The 14,849-nt window shown below is 54.9% G+C and carries 10 protein-coding genes and 1 pseudogene; 4 read left to right on the forward strand and 7 right to left on the reverse strand.

What is annotated here, in order from left to right; translation table 11 throughout:
- From AQR02_RS24435 to AQR02_RS24445, 3 genes are all read right to left on the reverse strand, one after another.
- A partial coding sequence (locus AQR02_RS24435; protein ID WP_054943013.1) for a transglutaminase-like domain-containing protein occupies window positions 1-1,941 on the reverse strand: 1,941 nt, incomplete at its 3' end.
- Window positions 1,910-3,304 (reverse strand): DUF58 domain-containing protein, encoded by a 1,395-nt coding sequence (locus AQR02_RS24440; protein WP_054943014.1) that lies wholly within the window; start codon window positions 3,302-3,304, stop codon window positions 1,910-1,912. The genes AQR02_RS24435 and AQR02_RS24440, both read right to left, overlap by 32 nt.
- A gap of 157 nt (window positions 3,305-3,461) precedes the next feature.
- On the reverse strand, window positions 3,462-4,841 hold the full coding sequence (locus AQR02_RS24445) for a polysaccharide deacetylase family protein (RefSeq protein ID WP_054943015.1): 1,380 nt from the start codon (window positions 4,839-4,841) through the stop codon (window positions 3,462-3,464).
- A gap of 108 nt (window positions 4,842-4,949) precedes the next feature.
- Between AQR02_RS24445 and AQR02_RS24450 the strand changes: the two genes are divergently transcribed.
- A complete protein-coding gene (locus AQR02_RS24450) occupies window positions 4,950-5,618 on the forward strand; it encodes a DedA family protein (protein WP_054943016.1) in 669 nt (222 codons plus the stop codon).
- Between the two features lie 95 nt (window positions 5,619-5,713).
- Here AQR02_RS24450 and AQR02_RS24455 read toward each other — a convergent pair whose 3' ends face one another.
- Window positions 5,714-6,979 (reverse strand): MFS transporter, encoded by a 1,266-nt coding sequence (locus AQR02_RS24455; RefSeq protein WP_054943017.1) that lies wholly within the window; start codon window positions 6,977-6,979, stop codon window positions 5,714-5,716.
- 157 nt (window positions 6,980-7,136) lie between these two features.
- Between AQR02_RS24455 and AQR02_RS35650 the strand changes: the two genes are divergently transcribed.
- On the forward strand, window positions 7,137-7,601 hold the full coding sequence (locus tag AQR02_RS35650) for a helix-turn-helix transcriptional regulator (protein ID WP_425340028.1): 465 nt from the start codon (window positions 7,137-7,139) through the stop codon (window positions 7,599-7,601).
- A complete protein-coding gene (locus AQR02_RS35655; RefSeq protein WP_425340029.1) occupies window positions 7,517-8,086 on the forward strand; it encodes a helix-turn-helix transcriptional regulator in 570 nt (189 codons plus the stop codon). The genes AQR02_RS35650 and AQR02_RS35655 overlap by 85 nt, the downstream gene beginning before the upstream one ends.
- 79 nt (window positions 8,087-8,165) lie before the next feature.
- Here AQR02_RS35655 and AQR02_RS24465 read toward each other — a convergent pair whose 3' ends face one another.
- Window positions 8,166-9,707, reverse strand: a complete 1,542-nt coding sequence (locus AQR02_RS24465) for a DHA2 family efflux MFS transporter permease subunit (RefSeq protein WP_054943018.1) — start codon at window positions 9,705-9,707, stop codon at window positions 8,166-8,168.
- A gap of 2 nt (window positions 9,708-9,709) precedes the next feature.
- On the reverse strand, window positions 9,710-10,156 hold the full coding sequence (locus tag AQR02_RS24470; RefSeq protein ID WP_209444292.1) for a MarR family winged helix-turn-helix transcriptional regulator: 447 nt from the start codon (window positions 10,154-10,156) through the stop codon (window positions 9,710-9,712).
- A gap of 265 nt (window positions 10,157-10,421) precedes the next feature.
- On the opposite strand from AQR02_RS24470, the pseudogene AQR02_RS35660 reads away from it, so the two are divergent.
- Window positions 10,422-10,997, forward strand: a pseudogene (locus AQR02_RS35660) (DinB family protein); the annotation flags it as partial.
- A 9-nt stretch (window positions 10,998-11,006) separates the two neighbouring features.
- Here AQR02_RS35660 and AQR02_RS24475 read toward each other — a convergent pair.
- Window positions 11,007-14,849, reverse strand: a 3,843-nt coding sequence (locus AQR02_RS24475; protein WP_054943020.1) for an acyl-CoA dehydratase activase-related protein, incomplete at its 5' end; no start/stop codon positions are given.

Here is a 14,849-nt window from a genome sequence, read left to right on the forward strand (position 1 = left end):
CGCGCGCAGCGTAGCGGACGTCTCCTGCGGCGCGGCGGCAGGCGCCGCAGCGGGGAGTGCCGCCGGCTCCCGGGCGGCAAAAGCAGTCCCCGGCGTAGGATCGAAGGGTACCCAGCCCGCGCCGGGGAAATATACCTCCACCCAGGCATGGGCATCAGCCTGGGTGACCTTATAGCCCGGCTGCCCGCTGCCGCCGGCTTCAGGCGTCCCCGGCCCGTAGCCCTGGACATACCGGGCCGGGATACCGCTGCTGCGCAGCAGCACTGTCATCGCCGATGCGAAATGGACACAATAGCCCTGATTCGTGGTGAACAGGAAGTCATCCACGAAATCCTCACCGGCCTGCGGAATCCGGGTCTCCAGCGTGTAGGTGTAGCCGTTCTGCAAATAACCCTGTACGGCAGTGACAGCATCATAGCGGTTATTGGCAGAGGCAGTTAGCTGTCTGGAGAGTGTGGCAATCCGTCCGGGCAGGTCTGCCGGCAGCTGCAAATATGAATTGGCTACAGCCTGAGGGTCCGCTGTGTCCAGCTTGCGCAGTACTGCCGGATCACTCTCGGGCAGCAGTGATTTCACCGTATACCCTGTAATACCGGCAGAACCGGAAACTTTCGGCAGACGGAAGCGGTCCCTCTCCCGGTTAGCCAGCACATAACCCAGCCCGCTCCCGTCCTTCAGCTCCACCCGCTCCACATCCGCTACCGTTCCGGCACTGAACAGCGGGAGACCACCGGAAGAGGGTACGGCATACTCAATCTGCTGGATCAGCATCGCTTGGTCTCCGAATCCGGATGCTGACAGCTCCCGGGAAGGAAGTTCGCTTAAATTAAGCGGTGCATACAATGTGCTTTCCCTAATCCAGCGGCGGCCGTCATAGTAGGCAAGACTCTCTCCCCGCCAGTAGACCGGGCGGCTGGTAATGGCCGTAAATACGGGCGTTTTGCTGGAAGACAGCGGTGCTCCAAGCTCACCTTCCCCTGTGCCGTATCCTGTAGCTCCCGCTGAAGGCTGCTGTTCCTTCGTCTGATTTAGGACCCGGCTTTCGCCCCATTGCTGCAATTGCTTCATCACCGTCTGCAGTGTAACGGGTGCCGCCGGACGCGGGCCATACAGCTGTCCCCCTGTCCAGGCTGCTGCTGTCAGCAGTGTGGCGGTGATCAGGGTACAGCCTCCCCAGCGGATATAAGGAAGCTCGCGTTTCTCCGTCCGCTCCTTAAGACGCAGCAGTCCGCTGAGCCCCTGCATCCAGAGGATCAGCCCTGCCGTGACCAGCACATTGCTTGTGGTATTCATGCTGAATGCCATATCCAGTACAAGCAGATAACCTACAGTTACTATCGTGAACAGAGCCGTACTTCCCCTGTACAGCGCCAGCTGCTGCACGGAAGCAACCAGCAGGCCCCAGCCCAGTATCAGAATAAGCAGCCTGCTGTCCTCGCTTAGCTCCGATACCTGACCCGTGAAGAACAAAACCGTATCCTCCGGAATTCCCGCCGCGTAAGCTCCCAGCCATCCGGGGCCCTCATTTCTGGCACATGCCCAGTACCAGGTCAGAGTGATCAATACAAACTGGATTAAAAATTGCAGTACGCCGGGAACCCGGAAGCTGCCCCACAGAAGCAAGGCCCCTGCCGCAAGCATCAGAATCTCCAGCAGCTCCGCCGTGTCCGCCGTTTTCACCGACCGGTGCAAAGGCATCAGCCACTCCATAAACATTCCCAGAATAGCCAAAGAGAACAACAAACGGTAAGACAGAGGAATGCTGCCTCCGTTTCCCGTCTGACTGTTCTCCGCTTGTTGTTCTAGAACCGTCTGCTGTATATGCTCGGGCATTACCTGTACATTCTGCCCGTTTCGTTTACGTCTCCCTGACGAAGCTTCCGTCATTTCCGCGGCAACCGTTAGCGGCCTACCCCAGAGTCGGTCTCCCCGGAAATTCATGAAGCTCCGCCTCCTTATGCCCGTCTGGCGGAACCGGATGCAGACAGTACATCTTGGCTCCAAGCCGGGCCAGGCTGCTCCCAATCGTTCCTGCAGCATGATGCTTATATTCAACTGCCGGATTATTTAGAACCGCCGGATTCCGCAACTTGTCAGCCGCAGCGGGAGCTGGCTGGTCCCATACATAATACAGCTCTACTCTCACCCCTTGTACAAGGAACCGGGCAAGCGTCCGGGCTGCCTCTTCATCCAGCCGTCCGGTAACGACGGCCACTGTCATCCCGGGAATCCAGCCTTTCGATGCATCCTCCAGCAGGCGGCTGAGGCTGCGCGAGCCGCTAGGCGTAATTTCGGTCAGCATATCCTGCACTCTGCCGGGAAGCTTCCCAAGCCCCTCATGTCTGGCCAGCCCTTCCGGCCAGCCGCCGCTGAACAGCTGGACATAGGCTCCGCTGCGCTCTGCCGACAGCATCAGCCCCATTGCTGTGGATACAGCCTGTTCGAAGGCTGGGGCTGCAGTCCCCCGCTGGCTGCGCGGGGTCAGGGCGCTATATGGAATCTCGTAGTTCTCCGGGCTGTTGGCCAGCACAATGCATGTCATGCGTCCTTCTTCCCGCTCCGGCACCCGGCTCTGCAGCGAGCCCTTACGGGCGCTGTTCTTCCAGTGGATCCGGCTGAGCGGATCACCCGGTGCATAATCACGGATATCGGCTGCTTCACCGCTGTTCCGGCCCCGCTTCAGCGACAGCGCATCTCCGGACATGAGGATGCTCTCCGGCAAGTTTCCGCCGATATAGAGCGGCCTCGGAAGCACTTTGAAGCCTGCCTTTCCTTCGGGGCAGCAGCCGCCTGTGAACAGTCCGGGCAGATCCCCCCAGCTCATTCTGCAGCCGTGAAGCTGATGGATGCCGCGCGGCATCTCATGAAGCTTATAGACATAATGGAAGGAGCGCCGAAAGCCCGGAAACAGCAGTTCCTGATGCCAGCCGCCGCTCCAACAATCAGTGATGATCATCCAAGGGATCGGGAGCCAGGTGGAGAAGCTGACCTGCACCTCAACGTTCACATCATCTCCGGCTGCCGGGCGGGCAGGAGACATGCTGCGGACGATCTTTACGCTGCGCGGCCCGCAAGCCTGCAGCAGGAATCCGCCTAACATCAAAAGTCCGCTGGCTGTCAGGAGGAACAACAGGGAGGCTCCGCCCCGCCAGGCATATAACGCAGCAAGCACTGCAGCGATAGCAAGCATACGCAGCCACTGCAACACCATACTGCGGCTGTGCGGAAGAAGCCTTCCGGCGGCGGACAACTGGCCCTGCTGCTGCTCATTTTGTGTCTGCTCTATTAGAGATGAATAGGACAAGGGGACATCCTTCCTTTGCGGTCATAGACTAGCTCCGTAGTAAGTCTCCAGAGATCGTTGGAGGTACAGTACTAAGAAGCCTACTATTGTCTATTCTTCCCACGAAAAAGGGTACCCAAACCCCGCAAATCTCCTTCTGTACTATGGTTTCCTGCGATCAGCCCGCTTTGACCCGGCGCTCTCCCCCCGTTACCCGGGCCTCCAGCAGCGGATGTCCCGTCGCCTCAAGCAACTCGCGCAAAGGGAGCCACAAGGAAGAACCAATCATTACTACATTGGATTGTCTATACACGGTAGTGCCATCGTCCGAAATCAGCGTCAGGCGTTTCTTGACCGCATCAGCGCTGACATGACGTCCGTTCCAGATGATACTGCCGCTGCGGCTGGCTGCATTCCAGCTCACCTGTCCGCCCAGCCTTTCAATAACAGCCCGGAGCGGAACCATATACTGCCCTTCAATGACCCGGAATTCTCCCGGCTCAAGCTTCGCTTCCAGCATTCCCACCTCCAGAGCCAGCGGTTTGCCCGGTGCAAACAGTCCGGCATTCGGCAGAATATTGGAGGCAATCCAAGCCTTGGACGGTTTAGTCCGATCCGCCGCTGCAGCCGATGCAGACACCCTGAACTGCACCGGCTCCTGCCCTGCATCCAGTACATCAAACGTATATCCTGCAGCCTTGTATCTTGCGATAATCTCCGGCAGTGCCTTGGCGCTTTCGGAATGGCCTGCCCCGTCATGGAGCAGCAGAATAATGCTGGAAGCCGTCATCGAGGCTACCGATTGACGCAGGATCTCCGCTGCAGGCACTCCTTTGCGCTTGGAGTCCCCGCTGTCCACGGTCCAATCTGTGACGGTATATCCTGCTTCCTTCAGCAATTCAAAGTAGGTCGCATCAAAATGGCCATAGGTTCCCCCCGGTGCACGGACAAGCTGCGGCCGGAGACCTGTTATGTCCCGTACCACTTCTTCCGTCTGCTTGATCTGATTCCAGAATTCCGTGAATCCGCTATATAAATCATGGTAATTATGATTATAGGTATGATTCCCGATGGCATGCCCCTGCTCCCAGATGGCATTGATCAGCTCGGGGCGGCTCCTGGCCTGTTCTCCCAGCACAAAAAAGGTTGCCTTCACCCCCTGCTTGTGCAGGGTTTCCAGCACTGCAGGCGTCACATTACTGGGGCCGTCATCAAAAGTGAGGTAGACCGTCTTTTGCGCCTTCTTCTGCTCTTTCTTCTGCTCCTTCTTCTGCACCACGGGCACAATAGCTGCCGCAGGTTTCCCGGTTACAGTTGATACTCTGGCTGCACCATTCCCTGTTGTGCTGCGGCTTATCGGGACGAAAGGCAGCGTCACAGCTTGGGCAGGAACCGGGGATACTTTAGCCGGACTCACAGCCGGCTCGGGCAAATCTTGCGTCGCGGCAGCCGGAAGATTATTCTTAGAGAGTACAGATATTACACTTACTATTACTGCCATAGCAAGCAACCCGCGGATGATCATCCGGCGGATCAGTGTTCTTTTGCTAACCTTCATCTTCTCTACCTCCAGCATTCTATTGGCGCTTCAAGCTTATTGGTAGATTGTATGAAGACAAGCTTCAAAATAGAATTAGGCATGCTGCCCTTGGAGAGTGACTTGGTTATGGAAATGCTGAAATGGATTCAGGAGTTATTCGCCAATTACGGCTATAATGTGCTGTTCTTTGGACTTTTGCTGGAGTTTGTAGCCCTACCTTTTCCGGGGGAGACAACAATGGCCTTTGCAGGCTTCCTTTCTTATACCGGGAGGCTGGATTTCCCGACGCTGGTTGCTGTGGCTTTCGCAGGAACTACTGCCGGAATGACCATAACCTATCTCATCGGCCTCAAAGCGGGACTTCCCTTCATTCAGCGCTACGGCAAATGGTTTCTGTTCTCTCCCGCCAAGCTGGAGAAGACGCAGCGCTGGTTCGAGCGGTACGGGAGTCTTCTGATTTCCATCGGCTATTTTATCCCGGGAGTCCGCCACTTTACCGGTTATTTTGCCGGCATTACCGCTTTGCCCTTCCGCAAGTTTGCAATGTACGCCTACGGTGGAGCCCTGCTCTGGGTGCTGCTGTTTCTGGGCATCGGCAAAATATTCGGACCGCAATGGATGGGCATTTTTCACCTGTTCGAGCTGTATGCACCCTGGATCATCTCCGGTCTTGCGGCCCTTGCGGGGCTGATCATCATCTACCACTACCGCCGCACACTGGCTATCCGTCTGCTCCGGCGCAAACCGGATCTTGAACTGAAAGCCAAACTGAAGGAGACTTCCAAGGGCCGCTGAGGCCTTACATTTGCAATATCGAAAAAAGCAGCCAGACCCTTTCCAATGATTTTCGGAAAGGCCGCCCTGGCTGCTTTTTTCATACGCCCTGAACTTTAGTTTTCATACGATACCTTCTTTTGCCTATTCCTCGTTACAGCGTATCCAGCCAGCAGCAGCGCAATTCCTGCGAATCCCGCCCCGCCGGCGAAGCCGAGCATGCGCGGCTCTACGTAATCAAGCATCCAGCCGGCGCCCAGCATCGATATTCCCATGAGTATCCCGCCCGCCGCCGACAGCATTCCAAAAATCACAGGCTGCAGCTGAACCGGTGTCTCCCGCATGACAAGGGTGTCCAGACAGGCGTTGCCGAGTCCTCCCGCCAGAGACAGCAAAATATACAAGAAGAAGACATGAATGAAATGACTGCTTGCGCTGATTGTCATATGCAGCAGTCCTTCCAGCAGGAGACCCGTGAGCGCTATAGTCAGCAGCCGCTTCTGAAGCAGCCGGCCGGCAAAAAAGCTAAGGCTGAGTCCAATCCCAAGCGCCGCATAAAAAGTGCCAACACCTGCATCCCCGGCATGAAACTCCTGCACAGCATATACACTGATCAACACATTGTCCCAGCCGTTAATAACCGGCACCAGCAGTTCATACCCGATCACAATCTGCAGCGCCAGACTGCCCCGGGCCACAACTTTAAGGGTCTGGAAACGCCCTGCCGTTCCTTGACCCTCCGGTGCAGGTTCCTGGAACACTTCCTCTTCTGCCTGTACAGCTGACCTCCCGTCAGGCTGAGGGAAATGAAGCCCCCAGAGCAGCAATGCCGCCACTAAAAAGGATGCTGCATTCACAATGAACGCCATGTCCGGACCGAACCAGAGCGAGACGATACCGCCGATAAACGCGCCCAGAATGAGCACACAGCCGTTCATCAGCTGTTCCAGGCCGTTGATTCTAAGCAGAGCAGAGGAATCGGCCAGTAAAGGAATCGACGATTTGCGTACCGGGCTATAGATCGCTTCCCCCGCAGCCATTAAGAAACTGCCGGTATAAAGCACCCACAGCCTGCTTTCCCCATTGACCAGCAGAAATGACAATGCGACAGGGATACGCAGCAAATCCACCACAATCATAATGGCTTTGCGCGGCAGCCTGGTAGCCAGCATCCCCCCCAGCGGAGCCATAAAAAGATAGGGCAGCACCCGTACCCCGAGTGAAATACCTACCGCCATTCCTGACCCGGTCAGCTGAAGGACCAGTGCCAGCATGGCAACACTGCTGAAACGGTCTCCTATTCCGTTAATCAGTCCGGCAGCGAACAGCCTTGAATATCCCTTCGGCCGCTTTCCAGCCGGAAACGAAATCGCGTTAACCATTGTAATAACCCTCACAATTAAAATTAAATAAATATCTAATTAGATAATAGTCGAATTAAATAGTTATGGCAATGCTTTCTTTTCTTTCACTGGCGGAAATTATAGAATGATTGTTGATTGCCTTGTGTAAATTCACTGATAAAGAAGGTGCCCTCCTGTGAAAATAGACCGTCTGCTCTCCATCGTCATTCTGCTGATGAACCGCCCCCTGATCCAGGCTAAAGAGCTCGCCGATATGTTTGAGGTATCTGTCCGCACCATTTACCGTGATATTGACAGCATTAACGGAGCCGGCATTCCCGTCGTGACTTACCAGGGAGCTGGCGGCGGAATTGGGCTGATGGAGGGCTACCGCCTCGACCGCAATGTGCTGACGGAGCATGAGCTTGCCGACATTTTCACCGCGCTGCAAAGTGTATCCTCCGCCGGAGGGGGCGAGCACAGCCTGCTTATGGAAAAAATCAGCAGTGTTATTCCCCCATCCCAAACCGCTGCCTTCCGAAATAAAACCACCCAGCTGATTGTCGATTTCTCCCCTTGGGGGCTGCAGAGGCCGCTGGAGGAGCGGCTCACCCTGCTCAGGCTCTGGAGGAAACGGCCGCCGTTTCCTTCGAATATGTAGCTGCCGACGGTAAAATAAGCCACCGTTCTGTAGATCCCTACACGCTTGTACTCAAGGGACGGGCATGGTACTTGTACGGATTCTGTGCTGAGCGCGAGGATTTCCGGCTGTTTAAGCTGCTTCGCATGAAGTCGCTGATCAAGGAAAAGCGCAGCTATGTCCGGCAGGAGCTCCCCTTGAAAGAGCTGCCCTGGAGCAGCGGATGGTCAGCCCCCTCGGACACGACACCCGTTGTCCTGCACTATTCCGCTGAAGGCAGACATCTTGCGGAAGACTATTTTGATTACAGCGAGCTTCAGCCGGATAGGAACGGGGGATACACCGTGACTGTCTACTATCCGGAGGATCACTGGCTGTATGGTTTCCTGCTGGGGTTTGGAACCGCGGCCGAAGTACTGGAGCCGGAGCATATCCGTCTTAGGCTAGGTGAGATTGCGGCCAGAGTCGCCGCTACATACCAGGGCAGCGCCGGCGGTAATGCCTAAGCTCCATTAAATTAGCCATAAAAAAACGGGACGATCCCGCAGCCCCAAGGGCGGCCGGAAAGTCCCGTTTTCGTATGATTTATTTTACAGCCTGCGCTTGTTGAGATTTTACCGTATTAGGCGCTGCCGGCTCTGCTTCCTCTGACTTCAGGAAGTCCGCCTGCGGCGATGTTTTTTTGATGAATAGAGCCAGGACCAGAGCCACAACCGTCACCCATGTAGCCACTGTGAACGCATGTGTGATCCCGTTGATGGTTGCTTCCTGTGTAAGCTTGAGCATTGCAGCCTTATCACTCTGTGATACCGCACCGCTTGTTACAGCGTCCGTAATGTTGCTCTTCGTACGGTTGGTCATGAGGCTGACAAAAAGTGCCATCCCAAGTGCCCCTCCTACTGTACGCAGTGTATTCGACATTGCAGTACCATGCGAGCTAAGACGCTGTGGCAGCTGGTTAAGTCCGGCCGTCACAATCGGCATCATCAGCATGGACATCCCGAACATCCGGGCCGTATACGTCAGAATCAAGTGCGTGTAAGTCGTGGAGTCGGAAATCCGGCTGAACTCCCAGGTCGTAATGGTGGTAATCAGCAGACCGATAACGGCCAGCCATCTCGCGCCGATTTTATCAAAAATAATCCCTGTGATCGGAGACATAATTCCCATCAGAATGGCCCCGGGCAGCAGCATCAGACCAGATTCCATCGGTGTAAAGCCGCGGATGGTCTGCAGATAAATCGGCAGCAGAATCATACCGGCGTACATAGCCATGGTAACGATGATGTTGATTACTGTAGTAAGGGAAAACATGTTGTAACGGAAAATACGGAACTCGAGCAGCGGTTTATCCGTTGTAAGCTCGCGCCATACGAACAAGATCAGCGATACCACCCCTAAGATCAGGCAGGAGATTACTACCACGCTGTCCCAGCCGTCGGTTCCCGCATCACTGAAGCCGTACAGCAGTCCGCCAAACCCCAGGGTCGATAACACAATACCCAGCTTATCCAGCTTGGGAGAAGTAAGCTTCCCGACATTCTGCATCGCCTTCATCCCAAGCAGTGTGGAGAAAATGGCCAGCGGCAGTACGATGTAGAACAGCACACGCCACGAATAATTCTGTACCACCCAGCCGGATAGTGTCGGTCCAACAGCCGGGGCAAAAATCATCGCTACAGCCATAAGCCCCATCGCTTTCCCGCGTTCTTCGATCGGGAAGATGCGGAGGAACACAATGTTCATCAGCGGCATCAGAATACCGGCGCCGACAGCCTGAACCACACGTCCGACCATAATCATTTCAAAACCCGTTCCGACTGCACAAATTAATGTACCTATAGAAAATAATATCATTGCGGTAATAAACAGCTGGCGGGTAGTGAACTTCTCTACCAGATAGGCACTGATCGGAATCAGCACCCCGTTCACCAGCATAAAGCCAGTCGTTAGCCATTGCGCCGTATTGGCGGCAATATTCAAATCCTCCATCATCTTCGGCAGTGCCACATTCATCAGCGTCTGATTCAGCAGCGCGACAAAAGCACCGATCAGAAGCGCCGCGATAATCGGCCCTCTGCGGATGGCCTTGGCTTCACCGCCAGCGTTTGCAGTTATTGTACTCATAGCTACTTATTTTCTCTCCCTTGCACTAAAATTTTCAGAATTTCCCCGTGCAGCCGCAGCAGCTCTTGCGCATCCTCAGCAGGTATTTCGGTGAGGGGCTGCAGGTGCTTCCTGAGGGATTGCTTGCTAAGCTCCCTTATTTCGTTTCCCTTGTCGGTTACTGCCAGGTTAAATATACGTCTGTCGCTCTCCGAGCGTTGTCTGGTGATCAGCCCGGCCTTTACCATCCGGTCCACTACTCCGCTTGCTGCACTGTTCCCCAAATGAAGCAGATCGGCAAGCTCGGTGATGCCAATATCGGGATGCATCGCCAGTTTGCGCAGCACCATCAGCTGGGTCGATGTAATATTCAGCTCTTCTGCATCTTTCCACAACAGTTGCTGGAAATTATGAGTGATGCAACGGAAAGAAGAAAGAATATCATCCAGCTGTTTTTCCTTTTCTTCCACATTCATCGCCCCGTTCGCTCAAAATATAAATACTTCGCATACGAACTATTTTACTATTTACATATTTTTTAGTCAATGACTTGCTGAAATTTTCTGAAAATTAAACCATCTGTTTGCTTTCACTTACATTTTTAGATAGTGACGATCTTTCTTCGCTTAGGGTGGATTAACGCCGTAAAATTGTCACTTCTCAAATACGTTCAGATTTGGATTTTATTTATAATTAAGCTGGAAGAAGCATGGAGAGAAAAGCGGGGAACTTCGGATGAATCTTGAGCAGCGAAAACATTGGAATGCCAATCACAAAGTATTGACCGGGATACTATCCAGGACTGAAGAGTATCCTAACGCCATTGCCCTGTTCCTGGAACAGCACAGATGGCTGTATGCCTCCGGCCGGGAACCTTCCGTGCATCCAACCTATGAGGATACCATTCTCAGCGGTTTACTGGAGCAGACTTTCCGTGCTTATCCGGTCCGGACGTCCGCCAGTCACAACTCCATCGCCTGGCATCTTTGGCATTGTGCACGGATCGAAGACCTCACGATGAACATCCTAATCTCAGGCCAGGAGCAGCTCCTTCACAGTGGGGATTATGCAAGTAAATTGCAAACCCGCTTCATCCATACCGGCAACGGGATGGACGAGGGGGAAATTGCCGAGCTAAGCTCATCCATCTCCATTGATGCGTTATCAGATTACCGGCAGGCGGTTGCAGCGCGGACCCGTTTCATCATTCCCGCATTAAGTCCGGCTCAATTGAAACCCTTGCCCGCCGTACATAGCAACAACAATAAGCGGACCGGGGAGAACCCCCGGTCCGCTTGCTTATATATGTGCCTCCAAGAACTATACTCCGCTTCCGAAGGTCCCCAGCATCGCCGGCTGTATCAGGCTGGCTGCCGCCGGTTTAGTAGGCGTGCCGCTAACCAGTTCGCTGGCAATGGACATCATCAGCTTAATCCGGTTTGCCTGATTCACCACGCTGACTCCCGCATCGTAATCAATGGCAGCAATGTTGGCTCCGGGATACAGCTCCTTAAGCCCCTTAATCATTCCGCGCCCCGTGATATGGTTCGGCAGGCAGGCAAACGGCTGAATGCAGACAATATTATTCACACAGTTGTCCAGCAGATCCATCATTTCCGCGGTCAGGAACCACCCCTCGCCCATCTGATTGCCCACAGAGACAAGGCGGCTTGCCTTCTCGGCCAGGCCGTAAATGTTTTCTCTGCTCTTAGCCAGCCCCGCTTCCTCCAGCGCTACCTTGACCGGCTTGCGGTAAATTTCCAGATAAGAGATCAGCATCGGATTGATGTATCCCAGCCTCTTGCTCTTGCCGAATTGCTCCGCCTTGTAGATCGGGTTATAAATGCAATAGAAGATAAAATCCAGGAAATCAGGCATTACCGCTTCGCCGCCCTCCGCTTCGATCATCTCAATGATCCGGTTGTTGGCGTCCGGGTGGAACTTAATCAGAATTTCGCCGACAATACCGACTTTCGGCTTCAAGACCGAGTGGACCGGCAGACGGCTGAACTCGGCGACAATCCCGCGGATCACCCGTTTGTACTCACGGAACGAGAAGTTCGACAAGCTGCTCTTGCAGCGCTCCATGCCTTTACGGTACAGCAGTTCTGCGCTTCCCGGAATCCGCTCGTACGGTCTGAACCGGTGCAGGAGCCTCATCATCAGATCGCCGTAGCAGGCCGCTGCGACCAGCCGGTTGGCCAGCTTCAGGCTGATGCGGAAGCCGGGCTGATTCTCCATCCCCGAGGCATTCAGGGAGATTACCGGGATTTGCCCCAAATCAGAGTCTTTGAGCGCCTTCCGCAGCAGCGAGATATAGTTGGTAGCCCGGCACCCGCCTCCCGTCTGTGACATAATGACGGCGGTCCGGTTCGGATCGTAATCTCCGCTCTTAAGCGCCGACAGGATCTGCCCGATGGTTACTATGGCTGGATAACAGGCATCATTGTTAACGAACCTGAGGCCTTCCTCTGTCTCCTGCGGCCCGGTGGTTTCCAGCACCTTAAGACGGTATCCGGCATCACGGAAGACGCGTTCGAACAATTCAAAATGCACCGGCGACATCTGCGGCGCCAGAATCGTATACGTCTCCTTCATTTCCTTGGTAAATGGAACATTGGCCTGAGTCTTATACAGCAGCTGCGGCTGCACATCACTTCTCTCCCGCTCACGCATGGCTGCCTGAAGCGAGCGGAGGCGGATACGCGCTGCACCAAGATTGCTGATCTCATCAATCTTGATCAAGGTGTACACCTTGTTATGCCGCTCCATGATCTCCTGGACTGCATCACAGGTAATAGCATCGATACCGCAGCCGAAGGAGGTCAGCTGAACCAGCTCCAGATCGTTTCTGGAGGCCGCCAGACGCGCGGCACGGTACATCCGGGCATGGTAGGTCCATTGGTTGACCACCGCGACATCGCCCTCACTGCGGTCCAGATGGCAAACCGAATCCTCGGTCAGTACAGCGAGCCCCATCCCGGTGATCATATCGGCAATGCCGTGGTTGATCTCCGGATCGGCATGATAGGGATGACCGCAGAGCAGAATCCCTTTCGTGCCGGTTGTGCTCAGGAACTCCAGCGTTTCCTCGCCTTTCGTACGCACATCCTTTTTGGCATGCTCCGCTTCGGCCAGTCCCGCCTGGACCGCTGCGAATATTTCTTCCTTCGGAATTTCTGTAAACGTCTTGCTCAGCCCTTTGGTCAGGGCAGCAATATCGTCAAAGGTCAGGAACGGGCTGACGAGCGGAACTCCCCCCTCCTTCAGACTGTCCATATTGTTGCGGATAACCTCGGGATAGGAAGCGACCACCGGGCAGTTAAAATGATTCGTCGCCGCGTCATCCTCTTTCTTTTCGTACACAATCGCCGGGTAAAAGATGAAATCAACACCCTTGCCGACAAGACTTTGCACATGCCCGTGGGCCATTTTCGCCGGATAGCAAATCGATTCGGAAGGAATAGTGTCCATGCCGCTCTCGTACAGCTTTTTGCTGGATTTGGGGGACAGCACAGTCCGGTAGCGCAAAGTTGTAAAGAATGTATGCCAGAACGGATAGTTCTCGAACATGTTCATTGTCCGTGGAATCCCGACGGTTCCCCGCTCCGCCTGCTCCTCCGGAAGCCCTTCATAATCAAAGAATCTTTCATATTTATACTGCATCAGATTAGGCAGTGTGTTCTTCTTCTTCTTGCCCCCTGCCCCCCGCTCACAGCGGTTCCCGGTGACGTGGAAGCTCTTGTCAGGGAAACGGCTGATTGTCAATGCACAATTGTTGGCGCACAGGCCGCAGCGGCCCGGGGAAACCTCGTAGGTGAATGCATCCAGCTCTTCCGGACCAAGCAGTGTGCTGAATCCGCCGGCGCCGGCATTCTCCTTGGCAATCAGCGCACAGCCGTACGCTCCCATAACCCCGGCAATATCCGGTCTTACCACCATTCTGCCGGTCAGCTGCTCAAATGCCCGCAGAACCGCTTCATTATAGAAGGTTCCGCCCTGGACAATGATATTGCATCCCAGATCCTCAGGGTTGCGGATTTTGATGACCTTTTGCAGTGCATTCTTAATGACAGAATAGGCGAGTCCTGCCGACAGGTCGGCCAGGGAGGCGCCTTCCTTCTGCACCTGCTTCACCTTGGAGTTCATAAATACAGTACAGCGTGACCCCAAATTAACCGGCTTGCTCGATTCCAGCGCAGACTTAGCGAATTCCTCAATTCCAAGCTCCAGGGCAGAGGCAAAGCTCTCCAGGAACGAACCGCAGCCCGCTGAGCAGGCTTCGTTGAGCATCAGGCTGTCAATTGCACCTCCGCGGATTTTGATGCACTTCATATCCTGGCCGCCGATATCGAGAATAAAATCGACCTCCGGCATGAACTTGGAGGCTGCCTTATAATGGGCCACCGTCTCCACTTCTCCGCCGTCTGTGCGCAGTGCAGCCTTAATCAAGCCTTCACCATAACCGGTCGCATAGGAACCGGCTATATAACAGTCCTGCGGCAAAATCCGGTAGATTTCCTTCAGGGCATCACTGACGGACTGCAGCGGATTCCCCTTGTTGCTTCCATAAGAGGTATACAGGATTTCATCGTCAGCACCTGTGATCACCAGCTTCGTTGTGGTGGAGCCAGCGTCAATTCCGAGATAGCACGGGCCGCTGTAGTCTGCTAGCTCTGCGCGGGCAACCGAAGCTTTGCCGTGGCGCAGCCGGAAGTCGGCCAAGTCGGCCGCCGTTTCAAACAGCGGAGGCAGCTCGGCGTCCTCAGCACGGTCGGCCTTGAAATCGACCGCAGCAATCCGTGCGATCCAGTCAGCAAGCGGCAGCACAAGCGGCTCCGATTGCGACAGTGCTGAACCAATCGCTACAAAATACTGGGAGCGTTCCGGGAACAGGATCTCGCCTTCCTTAAGTCCCAGTGTCGCCGCAAACCGCTCCCGCAGCGCAGGCAGGAAGGTAAGCGGACCGCCCAAAAAAGCCACCCGGCCGCGGATCGGACGCCCGCAGGCCAGACCGCTGATGGTCTGGTTCACAATGCTCTGAAAGATCGAGGCGGCGACATCCTCACGCCGGGCCCCTTCATTAAGCAGCGGCTGCACATCACTTTTGGCAAATACACCGCAGCGCGAAGCGATGGGATAAATCCGCTCATGCTTCTCTGC

Origin of the sequence: Paenibacillus ihuae, assembly GCF_001368795.1 — a bacterium.
Lineage (GTDB): Bacteria > Bacillota > Bacilli > Paenibacillales > Paenibacillaceae > Paenibacillus_AQ > Paenibacillus_AQ ihuae.

Bases quoted from the DNA above. Each gene is read 5' to 3' on its own strand.
- AQR02_RS24445 (WP_054943015.1), bottom strand. From the start codon at position 4,841: ATGAAGGTTAGCAAAAGAACACTGATCCGCCGGATGATCATCCGCGGG.
- AQR02_RS24450 (WP_054943016.1), top strand. From the start codon at position 4,950: ATGGAAATGCTGAAATGGATTCAGGAGTTATTCGCCAATTACGGCTAT.
- AQR02_RS24455 (WP_054943017.1), bottom strand. From the start codon at position 6,979: ATGGTTAACGCGATTTCGTTTCCGGCTGGAAAGCGGCCGAAGGGATAT.
- AQR02_RS24465 (WP_054943018.1), bottom strand. From the start codon at position 9,707: ATGAGTACAATAACTGCAAACGCTGGCGGTGAAGCCAAGGCCATCCGC.